The 10,767-nt window shown below is 68.5% G+C and carries 13 protein-coding genes; all 13 read left to right on the plus strand.

Going from position 1 to position 10,767, the window contains the following annotated elements; translation table 11 throughout:
* Positions 1-5: 5 nt before the first annotated feature.
* The 13 genes from ACFYPR_RS05795 to ACFYPR_RS05855 all read left to right on the plus strand — a co-directional run bounded on the left by ACFYPR_RS05795 (position 6) and on the right by ACFYPR_RS05855 (position 10,441).
* Positions 6-638 carry a radical SAM protein gene (locus tag ACFYPR_RS05795; RefSeq protein WP_387258754.1) on the plus strand — a complete coding sequence of 211 codons (633 nt, stop codon included), beginning with the start codon at positions 6-8 and terminating at the stop codon, positions 636-638.
* Complete coding sequence (locus ACFYPR_RS05800; RefSeq protein WP_387258756.1) at positions 532-1,911, plus strand: SPASM domain-containing protein; 1,380 nt, start codon at positions 532-534, stop codon at positions 1,909-1,911. The genes ACFYPR_RS05795 and ACFYPR_RS05800 overlap by 107 nt, the downstream gene beginning before the upstream one ends.
* On the plus strand, positions 1,887-2,510 hold the full coding sequence (locus tag ACFYPR_RS05805) for a hypothetical protein (protein WP_387258758.1): 624 nt from the start codon (positions 1,887-1,889) through the stop codon (positions 2,508-2,510). Before ACFYPR_RS05800 ends, ACFYPR_RS05805 begins: the two co-directional genes overlap by 25 nt.
* Positions 2,507-3,235 (plus strand): hypothetical protein, encoded by a 729-nt coding sequence (locus ACFYPR_RS05810; RefSeq protein WP_387258759.1) that lies wholly within the window; start codon positions 2,507-2,509, stop codon positions 3,233-3,235. Before ACFYPR_RS05805 ends, ACFYPR_RS05810 begins: the two co-directional genes overlap by 4 nt.
* A gap of 9 nt (positions 3,236-3,244) precedes the next feature.
* Positions 3,245-3,880, plus strand: coding sequence for a hypothetical protein (locus tag ACFYPR_RS05815; protein ID WP_387258761.1), 636 nt, complete (start codon positions 3,245-3,247; stop codon positions 3,878-3,880).
* A gap of 11 nt (positions 3,881-3,891) precedes the next feature.
* Positions 3,892-4,782, plus strand: a complete 891-nt coding sequence (locus ACFYPR_RS05820; RefSeq protein WP_387258763.1) for a protein kinase — start codon at positions 3,892-3,894, stop codon at positions 4,780-4,782.
* 113 nt (positions 4,783-4,895) lie between these two features.
* Positions 4,896-5,060, plus strand: a complete 165-nt coding sequence (locus tag ACFYPR_RS05825; protein ID WP_387258765.1) for a hypothetical protein — start codon at positions 4,896-4,898, stop codon at positions 5,058-5,060.
* Positions 5,061-5,162: 102 nt separating this feature from the next.
* Positions 5,163-6,086 carry an aKG-HExxH-type peptide beta-hydroxylase gene (locus ACFYPR_RS05830; RefSeq protein WP_387258767.1) on the plus strand — a complete coding sequence of 308 codons (924 nt, stop codon included), beginning with the start codon at positions 5,163-5,165 and terminating at the stop codon, positions 6,084-6,086.
* Positions 6,083-7,438: a serine hydrolase domain-containing protein gene (locus ACFYPR_RS05835; RefSeq protein ID WP_387258769.1), complete on the plus strand. Its 1,356-nt coding sequence runs from the start codon at positions 6,083-6,085 to the stop codon at positions 7,436-7,438. The genes ACFYPR_RS05830 and ACFYPR_RS05835 overlap by 4 nt, the downstream gene beginning before the upstream one ends.
* A gap of 337 nt (positions 7,439-7,775) precedes the next feature.
* Positions 7,776-8,675: a phosphotransferase family protein gene (locus tag ACFYPR_RS05840; protein WP_387258771.1), complete on the plus strand. Its 900-nt coding sequence runs from the start codon at positions 7,776-7,778 to the stop codon at positions 8,673-8,675.
* A gap of 179 nt (positions 8,676-8,854) precedes the next feature.
* Positions 8,855-9,382 (plus strand): DUF6244 family protein, encoded by a 528-nt coding sequence (locus ACFYPR_RS05845; protein WP_387258773.1) that lies wholly within the window; start codon positions 8,855-8,857, stop codon positions 9,380-9,382.
* A 173-nt stretch (positions 9,383-9,555) separates the two neighbouring features.
* Complete coding sequence (locus tag ACFYPR_RS05850; protein ID WP_387259342.1) at positions 9,556-9,978, plus strand: hypothetical protein; 423 nt, start codon at positions 9,556-9,558, stop codon at positions 9,976-9,978.
* Positions 9,979-9,991: 13 nt separating this feature from the next.
* Entirely contained in the window at positions 9,992-10,441 is a 450-nt protein-coding gene (locus ACFYPR_RS05855) for a SitI3 family protein (protein ID WP_387258774.1), read from the plus strand.
* Positions 10,442-10,767 lie beyond the last annotated feature (326 nt).

Here is a 10,767-nt window from a genome sequence, read left to right on the forward strand (position 1 = left end):
AGCCGATGTACGGCACCACCGATCAGCACGACCCGATGGCCCATCTGTACCGCGGCCTCGACGTCGAAGACGCCGACAGTGCCGTGTCGGTGATCCTCAAGCTACGGGGTGAGACCTGCGACATCGACTGCCTGTATTGCTACGAGAAACGCAAGGAGGTCCCGGGGGGAGCCCGGATCGACGCGAGCCAAGTGCGTCGACTCACCGAGCTCTTCTCGGGGCGTCCGCTCGCCGTGGAACTGCATGGCGGCGAGCCGCTGACGGCCGGACGCGACCATGTCGCCGAAGTCCTGCGCGAACTGGCGTCCCAGCCCAGCGTCGTGCGGGTATCGATGCAAACCAACGGCGTGTTGCTCGATGAGCAGTGGCTGGATCTGTTTGACGCCCTGTACCCGCGCCTTCAGATCGGCATCTCCCTCGACGGGGACGCAGCGGGCAACGCCTGGCGGGTTGGTTACGACGGCCAGCCGGTCTACCCCCGCGTGGCCAACGCCCTGCGGCTACTGGCCGAGCGCGGCCGGGAAGGTGGGCGTGATCGCCGCGGTCACACCGACCGTGCTCGGCCGCGCCGAGGCCGTCCTGGACCACCTCGCCGGCTTCGAGGCGGTCAACGCCGTCAGCTTCGTGCCCTGCTTTGATGCCTCCGTTCAAGGCCCTACCGCTGCCCAAGGGCAGCGCCTTACCGCGAGCCGGCTCCTTCAACGCGCGGCTCTGCGCGGCCCGCAAGGGCCCGGGTGGGCGACCACCCCAGATCAGTACGCCGAGTTCGTACTCGCCGCCACCGTTCGCTGGATCGGCGCTGGCCACTTCGCCCGGCTGAAGCTAGAACCGTCCGTATCCACCATCCGACGGCTGCGCGGGCTGGACACCGGCTTCTGCCACTTCTCCAACCTGAAGTGCGACCATGTCTTCACGCTCTATCCGGACGGAAGGCTCGGCAGTTGTGACGAACTGCCCTGGCCACAGGCCCAGCTCACCCTCTTGAACCAGCCCTCCGGACAGAAAGCGGTCGTCGCGGCTCAGCGGCGGCTGCCGCTGCTGAACCAGGGCAAGGCACTCATGGAGCGGTGCACCACCTGCGCGTACCAGTCAACGTGCGGCGGCGGCTGCGTGGCCACCCGCTGGCGTCAGGACCAGGCTGGCGACCAGGACGCCTACTGCGACTACCGGATGCGGATGATCGACGGCATCGCCGCACTCCTCGCCCAGCCCGCCCACCCGGCAGGGGCCTGGTGCCGCAAGGTGCGCTCGCACCCGCGTATGCCGAACAGCATGCGTGACGTCGCCTCCTTCCTTGCCCACTGGGACCACCCCGAGGCGAACCGCCCACCTGTACGGCTGCGCACCAGCTCGCACGGCAACATCAACACCGTTGGCCTGCCCGGCGTGCACGAGGCCGATGACCTCGACCCGGCCCACCCCCAGTGGCGAGAGGCCATCGAGCCCGGCGTCCGCCCCCTGGTCGACGCCGTCACCCATGACTGGCGTCTGATCACGTACGACAGCTGTCAGGGACATCTCTATCCAGGCCTTGATCTGCCGCCTGCCGAGCGCCGGGTCGGCATCCTTCCGCGTGACCGCACCGAGTACGCGCGAGCTGCTGCCGCCCTGTGCCGCGCGATCACCGCAGTGACCACCGACCTACCCGACGCGGTGCAGGTGGCCGTCGGTCGGGCGGAGCTGACGTGCGAGACCACCGGACGCACGAGCCCCGTACTCGACCTGGTGCTGCGCCCGGACACCAGGCACGGCTGGCCGGCGTACTTCGACGCCGTTGACGCGGCCACCCGCGCCGTCAGCGACGCGCTACGCGGCGAGCGGCCCACCGAGGACGGCTGCTATTGCCCAGCGCCTCAGAGCACTGCTTCAACCAGCGAGGAGGCGGCGTGGGTAGCGTCACGGCCTCGCTGACGATCCATCAGCTGCTGGGGCGGATCGTGTACTTCCATGCCCTGTTCATCGAGCCCGCACTCCTTCCCAGCGCCGCGCGCCGGCCCGGTCCGGTGTGCTGCAACCATGGCCCGGACTCAGGCCGCAGCACCGTCAGTGAGTTTTTGACGGACTCAGCCTGGGCGGCTCTCGTTGAGGTCGCCGCCACCCTCCCCGCCCATGATCATCCATGCCCGATGGCCAACGGCGCGTGCTGTGCCACCTGCCGCGTTGTGGTCGCCGCTGCGGCGGTCGGGGCTGGATGGGCGCAGACCGAGCACCGCAGCTACCAGCGGGCTGAGCCTGCCGAAACGCTCCTGCGCTCCTGCCGGCTCGTCGCGGCGGCACGGCTGGGGCGGGCCTTCGCCACACAGCACCTCGCTTGGTGCTCGGCGTTGGACCAGTTGACGGTGTGGGAGCCGCTGCCCGGCGCGAAGGAGCTGCCGTTGACCGACGAGTTGCTGGCCCTGTGGGCCAATCCGACCGCCAACCCTCACCACCCTGTGGCCAGTTGGCTCAATCACTGCACCGGCCTGGACGACGTCCGCCGAATGCTCGAGACGAGGAGGACCGACCCGTGATTCACATCGCCGAGACCGTCGCGGTCGGCAGCATCGAGGGATTCGTCGACACCGAGGAGCGAGACCAGCTCGCCGCCATGATGAACGACTTCCTCAGCGATGAGGCCCGGCTACGCTTCGGCGCGAGGCGGGCCACCACCATCCATGAGATCCCCGGTCGCTCCAAGGAGCAGGCCATGGCCGTCTACGAGCCGGCCGGACGGATCGAGGTCCCAAGGATCCCGGACAGAGCTGAGGCCCTGCTTCAGCAGGCCTTCGACCGCGCCCGCCCCGCTCTGTCCCGCGTCATGCCGTCGATTACCGCTTGCCGGCCGTGGACCTACGTCGAGTACGGCCCCGGCCAGCACATCACCGGCCACCTCGACGGCATCGCCCCCGACCCGCTCGCTTGGCCGCGACAGATCGCCGGCATCAGCGTCGTGATCCGTGAGGCCGAGGCCGGCGGCGCGTTCTACGTCGAAAGCACGTCCAGCGACCGCCTGTGGAACACCCGGCTGGAGCACGACGCCCGGGAACAGGGATACGCGGGCGGTATGTGGCTGGCCCACGACGGCGCCGACCACTCCGCTGACTGGTATGCGGCCATGCCCCGAACCCGATGGAGCGTGAGCCCCGCCCCGGGCACTGCCCTGCTCTACGGCTCCCAGCTCACCCACGGCACCAAACCGGTCTCTGTCGGCCGCGTCGCGAAGTTCATCAGCTGGCTGATCGCCGAGAAGAACTAGGAGCGAGGCATGCTGCTGGCCTTGGAGGGAATCGCTGGAGCCGGGAAGAGCACGCTGCGCGACCGGATCCTGGCCAACGCCGCCTGCGAGAACATCCGCCTCGGGCACATCGGCCAATTCTCCTGGCTGTCGCTGGAAGCGACCCGCTCCATCGTCAGCCTGCGGGCGGGCCGTCCAGCAGCAGACGGCGTGCGGGCGGTGGCCGCGGTCCGCCGCGACCTGGAACTCCATGCCCGCCATAACCTCGCCCCCGCCCTGTCCCTCGGCCCGGTCATCGCCGACCGGCTCACCTTGTCGACCGCCTGCCTGATCGCCCTGCTGCACGACCGTCCTGTCGCCCACTACGTCCAGCAGTTCGCCGAGGTCACGACCGCGCGGGCGGACCTGATCGTCCTGCTCACCACCGAGCCCGAGCTGTGCCATGCCCGGCTGTCCGAGCGGCCCACAACGCGTCGCTTCGGGGAGGACCGCCCGACCGCCGCTCGCTATACCGACCTATACGAGCAGGCGGTCAACGCATGGACCGAGGCAACCGGCCTTCCCGTGCTGCGCCACCCGTGCGCCACCAAAGCCGACCTCGACCGGCTGGCCGCCACCTGCCTGGACCGGCTACGCCACACCACACCGTCTGCGGCGCGATCATGAGGAGGCAGCCCATGCGCCTGCACCCGATGCACCCCGCCGCCTGGGTCCTTGACCAGCTTCGTGACGCCGGCTGGCACGTCCACGACCTCCTCTGCTTCACTCGCGCCAGCACCCTGGTGCTCGCCAGCCGCAACGGGACGCCTCCGGTGGTTCTCAAGGCCGGCTTTGGCAGCAACCACGTCCTGGCCGAGCTCGACGAAGCCACCCGCAAGGCCGCCTACGGCTTCTACTGGTACGGGGAGATGACCGAGGCCGAAAGGGCCTTGACCCGTGAGGATTTCCGCCACGAGATCGCCGTAACCCACGCCGCCCAAGGCGCCGAGCACGTCGTGCCCCTGCTCGAGCAGGGCAGCACCGACCGGTTCGACTGGTACACCATGCCCCACTGCGTCGGCGGCAACTTTGGGCGGTACCTCACCACCGCCCTCAACCGAGACCAGGTGACGGCTGGGCTCAGTATCTTGGCCGACGTCGCCGAGGGTCTGCGCACCCTGCACGAACGCGGGATCGTGCACCGCGACGTCTACCAGGAGAACATCCTCATCCACGACGGCCACGGGCTGATCACCGACCTTGGCGCCGCGCGCCGCACAGAAACCTCGCGCGGCCCCGCCACGCGGGGCCCGGAGGTGCACTGGCCCCCGGAGTACGCCACCTCCTATGACCGTGCCACCCCAGCGGCGGACACCTTCAGCCTCGGAGTCCTGACCTACCGCTACCTGTGCGCCGACATCCCCCGCTACGGCCCCTCCCTGCTGCACACCGCGCCCGCCGGACTCCGCCCGATCATCACCGCGGCGCTCGCCCAAGCACCCGAGGACCGGCCCTCCATGAGAGAGCTGCGCGACGCCCTGCGCCAGGCGGCCACTCCCGCCGCCACGCCGGCCCAGCGCAGCAGTTGACCCACCACCCGATCGGAAGGAGACGCGGTGCCCACCGCCCGCTCGCCGCCACAGGAATCGGCTCCAGAAGGTGCACGACCTAAACCCCTTTTTCGGAAAGGACGAGCGCACTCATGGACAACGACCAGATCAGCGACTTCCTCGCCGCCGTGGACGACCTTCGCGGCGACGACGAGACCGTCCGCAGCACCCGTCACACCTCCAGCGTCTCCGCCGAGGGCTGGCCGACCGCTGAGGCCTCGGCGAGCACCGCGGCACCCGAGGGCACCGACGTCTGAACGCCCCGCATCACACCGACGGCGCGCCGTCGTTGAGTACCTCCTGGGGCCGGACCCTCACGGGGCCGGCCCCAGGCCCAGCCCGTCGGAAGGACCCACCCCGTGGACGCGCCCGCCATTTCCTTCTCGTTCGCCCCCATCCAGGCCCACCACCGCGACCGCACTCGCCGGATACGCGCCGCCCTCAAGCCCGCCGCCCGGCCGACCGCCAACATCCCCGACTCTTCGGGGTCGGACGCCGCCGACTACTGCTTGGCCCACCACGTCCTCGAAGGTGCCGAGGCCGCCGCCCGCTCCCGCGAGACCGCCACCTTCAACTGGTACGGCGCCCACCCGGACGCGAACGCCTCAGCGCTATCGACCCCCACCGCCGTCGGTCCGCGCATCGTCCTCGCCCCCGAACTGGACCGCCTGCCCCGCTCGACGATCTCCGATACCCCCTACTACGTACTGAACTCGGACACCACCGCCGCCCCGCCGGACCTACGGGAACTGGCCGCCGCCGCATACGCCAACGGCGCGAAGACCGGTTTCGCCGACCTTCTCGCCGGCCACGCAGTCGTCGTCTGCCTGCTGCGCCACAAGAAGCTCGGCGACACCCTCGACAGCTGGACCCTCAGCCGGCTGCCCGGCACCATCTTCTGCGACCACATCAACGAGCCCGTCGTCCTGGCTCGCGACCTGATTCACGAGGCGGGCCACAACTGGCTCAACGACGCCCTTGGCGCCACCGCCTGCGAGATCAGCGACGAAGTCAGGTTCTACTCCCCCTGGAAGGAGACGAGCAGGCCCGCCTTCGGCTTCCTGCACGCCTGCTTCGCCTTCCCCCTCACCATGATCTACGCCGCTTTTGTCCTGCCCGAAACAAGCGGCGACCTGTACCGATTCCTGACCGCCTACTTGGACCAGCAGCGTGGACTGCTTGCCACCACCGCCGCCGACCACGACCGCGCGCTCGCCCTGATCAACGACCCCGCCTTGCGGGAACGCCTGCGCTCTGTCCACCGCGAAGCCCTCAGCCTGTGAACTCCACCGACACCTCGGTCCCCGCTACCGAGACCGCCCTCGCGGTCCGGCTGGGCGAGCCCGGCGTCATCCTGCGCGTCGGCCAGGCCGGCCATCCGACGGCGCAGGCGCACACTGGATTGGCCAGTCTCGAACTCGCCGCGCCCATCGGGGAGAACACCGCCTTCAACATCGGCTCCGTCGCCAAACAGATCACCGCGTACCTGTGCATCCGCGCCGCCCGCGACGGCCTTCTCACCCTGGACCGGCCCGTCGGCGACATCCTGCCCCGCTTCCACATCCCCGACGTCACCGTCGGCGACCTCATGCAGCACCGCGGCGGCATCCGGGACGCCGAGTCCCTGCTGTCCCTGGCCGGCTTCCGCGAACTCGACCACTACACCGCCGACGACCTGCTGCAACTCGCCTACCGTCAGCAGCACCGCGCCGTCAAGGCGAACCGCTTCCTCTACAGCAACACCGGTTACCTTCTCCTCGCTGAAGCGCTCACGCACGCATACGGCGCCGGACTCCACGAGATCGCCAGCGAGCAGGTCTTCACCCCGCTCGGCATGACCTCGGCCCGCTTCAAGACCGATCCACGCGAGGTGATCCCCGGTGCCGCCGCCAGCTACCGGGCCGTCGTTAGCGGATGGCAGCACCAGCAGCGCCCGGTCACCCTGCCCGGCCCCGGCTCCCTGTGGTGCACCGCCGCTGACCTGGATCGATGGCTCGCTCACCTCTGGCACGAATGGCTCTGCCGGGCCGCCGACGCGCTTCCGTTCGACCAGCACCTCGGCTATCAGTCCAGCGACCATGCGCCGTTCACATACGGCGCTGGGCTGTACGCCGATCCGCGCCCCGGCCGCACCGCCGTCTTCCACTACGGCCACGAACAGGGGTTCTCCGCCGCCGCCCACCTCACCAACTCAGGGCTCCGCGTTACCTGCCTGTCAAACCACGCCGGAATCGCCGCCGACCAGGTGCTCGCCGCGGCCCTCGCCGACCCCACCCATGAATCCGGCGCTGATCCGGGCGAACTGCTGTCTCGCGCGTTGGCAAGCCTTCCTGCGCCCAAGACCACCACCTCCACGGGCAGCGCCGACACCAAAACGGCTCACACGTCGCTCGGAACCTTTGTCTGCGACGAGGTTCCTGGCGCCGTACGCCTGACCCGCAGTGCGGGCTCGCTGTACCTGTGGCGTCGGGGAACACTCGACCGTCTCACCTGCACCGGGTCCACGTACGCCGCGGACGGCCACACGCTGACACTCGATACCTCGTCGGCGGATGAGGATCTGCCAGTGCCCAATGGCTTTGTTCTTGATCTCGATCGCGCACCAGGGCTGCACTATCGACGACGGCCCGATTGACCGACTGCCACCATTACAACGTCGGTGGTTCTCAAGCCTCCCGATCCGACACGGGGCCCCCTGGCCGGCCGTTGTCAGCCGGGCTTGATGTGAGCTACCCCGCTTTTATCAAGCTTCTTGATTACTACGTCGAGGCTGTATCTCGGCTCGGGCTCCACTTGAGCATTCGTACTCCCAGGAACTCGACCATCTTCGACGATCAACATTCCACTAATCAGACGAACGTAGAGAAGCCCAAAATGGGCGACGGGTCGGCAGACCGCCGTGGTCGAGCACGGGGAGCGCTTCGAGATCGGCCTTCGCCAACGGATCATCGACTCGATCAAGGAGACCGCCGATGTCGCACACGCCGCCTGATCTGCCTGGCTCAGCAGCCACGATCGGGCTGACCATCGACACGGTGCTACGGCGCACGGACAAGACCCTGCTGGCGCGAGGCTCGTTCCGCGGCGAACCGGCAGCGGTGAAATGTCTGATCGACCCGGACCCGTTCTGGGCGGCCAAGTGGCGGCACGAGCTGGACGTGTACGAGGTCTTCGGTGACACCACCCCGCCTGTCCGGGTTCCTCGGCTGCTCCATACCGACCGTGACCGGCTGCTGGTCCTGGAATGGGTCGACGCATCGCCCCTCGCGGTTGAACGCTACCCCCAGCGTGAGTTCGATACCCGGGAGGTCGATGCCGTCCTGGACTGCATCACCGCGTTGAATGAGTGGACCTACCCCGCCGTCCGGTTCTCACCCGCCTTCGACTACTCCGACCGCGTGGCTCGGTACCAGGCCAAGGGGTACCTCACTGAGGGCCAGCGAGAGGCTCTGGACAGTCTGCTGGCCCGCTGCGACGCGCCGGCACAGCTCAATCACGGCGACCCGCTGGCCAGCAACATCCTCAATGCCGGCCGTTTCGACAGCGATGACGAGGCCGAGACCACGGCGGTGCTAGTCGACTGGGAGTTCACTGGGCTGTTCCTTCCTGGCTTCGACCTTGCGATGCTCCACACCCAGGTCGGCGCGAGTACGCCATTGATCCGCGAGCGTATCGAGGCGATCGTGAGTGAGACGGGCATCGAGGCCGCATTCGCGCTCAACCTCGCTATGGTCTTGACCCGCGAGCTGCGCCTGCACCACGAACTGCCCGAGGACGACCCGGCCCGGACGCGCTGTCTGCCGATCATTGAGGCTGCCTGGACCTCGGCCGGCACCCGCGTACAACGGCTCATCGCAGCGAGGTCAGCATGATCCAACTCTGACCAGCCACAACGACACCCTGCATCTGTTCGCAGATGCAGAGATGACCGAAAGTTAGGGAATCTGTCTGTGGTGTCGACGACCTCGTCGGTGTCTAGTGGCCTCGCAAGGAGCCCGGTAGTTTCAGCTGTCGACCATTTTCGCTTTCAACGATTGGAGGTGCCGCCCACGTGTCGCAGATCGAGAAGATCACCGGTGAACTCCGCGCGTTGAAGACCGGGGTCGAACGCGCGCAGGGGTTGGCAGCCGCCGCCGACAGCCAGGCGCAGGAGGTGGCGTTGCGGGCCGCGGGCGCGGGCTTCGTCGCCGTGGCGGCGGGTGTGGCGCGGGTGCGCAACGCGGTCACCGGCATCCAGGGCGGCCTGGGAAGTCTCGCCGGTTCGATCGGTGAGGCGGCGAAGGCAACCGCGGCGGTGCCGAACGAGGCCACCCCGCAGCAGACGATCGCCGGCCTGGCGCCCGTGCAGAGCGCCATGGACGCCGCCCGTGACGCAGCGGCTGGGGCCATCACTGGAGTCGGTGAGGCACAGCAGCTCGTCGCCGTGGTCCTGCAGGGTGGGCAACCTGGGCCGCTGTTGCAGGCGTTGGAGGCCATCAAGCAGGTCCTGGTGCTGATGGTTCAGCGAACGGGCGGGGCCCGGCAGGCCGTCGAAGCGGCGATCGCGCAGGCCCGCCAGCTGGGCTCGTCGGGAAACTGACAAGGGCTGGCGGTCATCCACCGGCCAGCCCTGCCCCTGCTACCACCGGCAGCCCATCCCCGACGACCCCCACCCCGGGCGGCACCGTCTCCACGGACACTGACGCAGGAACCCCGTGGACCAGGCGTCCCACCGGCTTGCTCGGCAGGTCACCTGCCGGACGTCGAACCCGGATCTCCGCGAACGAGAAGCCACGGGAGCGGCGTGCCCTGGAGTTGGAGAACGAGTGTGCCGACAGGGTCGCCGGCAAGGGGTACCGGGTTCACCAGAACCCCACGAGGCAGGAGGTCGCGGACGCGCGACGCGAGACTGGGGATTCTGGGAGGCCGGAGAAGGCACCCGACTTCCTCATCGAGGGGCATGTCTTCGACTGCTACGCGCCCACTGCTCCTGTGCCGCCCCGCGCCGTCTGGAGCGCAGTGTCCAGGAAGGTCGACGCGGAGCAGACCCAACGCGTGATGTTGAACCTCCACGACTGGCAAGGAGACCTCGCCGCCCTGCACAAGCAGTTCCAGGACTGGCCCGTAGCGGGGCTGAAGGAACTGGCGGCGGTAACGCGCGACGGTGCGATCATTCAGATCATCCGGCGAGACTGATGAAGGGGTGCAAATGGCTGTCGAGTACCGGTTGACGCTGGCGGGCGACATTCCACTGGAGCAGGTGGCGGAGTTGGCTGCTCCCGGAGCGGTCGAGACGTCCACGGCGTCCGGCGGCAGGATGCTCAGCGCCGACCTGAACGACGAGCACGGGTACGTCGTGGACATCACCGGTGGCCAGCACGGCTACTACAGTGCCGAGGACGACGGTGGCGCTCTGTGGCAGTGGGAGCCGGAGGTCTACGTCGACGTCAGCTTCTACATGCGCAAGGACACCCTGGTCGACAAGGGCAAACCCCACATGCTGGCGACCGTGGCCAGGATCCTCGCCGGCACGACGGAGGACTCCGCCCTGACCCTCAACGGCGACGTGCTCATGCTGACACGCGTCGTGGGCACCTTGCAGAAGCACAACACCGACGGGTGGTACGACGAAGACTACGACAGGATTCTGCACCCCTGACGGGCGTGCGTCCTCGGCTGGACCCACCACAGCCACTCGCCCACTACTGATACCCGACCGAAAGTTTCTCACCGCTGCTGCGGATTGGCGACATCCGACAGGCCAGTGGCAATCCACGCCCGCTGCCCCGACCGAATCGTTGCCCTACGCCACGGCGTCTTGGTAGCTACCGGGCCGCGACGCCTCTACCGCCAGCGGCGGTTCGCCGCCCAGGATCCCGGATGAGACTCCCGGCCATAAAACCGCCGACCAACGCGGCACCGATGCCGCAGCCATAACGACCCATCGCCCGGGAGACCTCTGCCAGGAACGATGTGCATTACCGG

The organism is Micromonospora sp. NPDC005254 (assembly GCF_042872525.1).
Taxonomy (GTDB): Bacteria; Actinomycetota; Actinomycetes; order Mycobacteriales; family Micromonosporaceae; genus Micromonospora.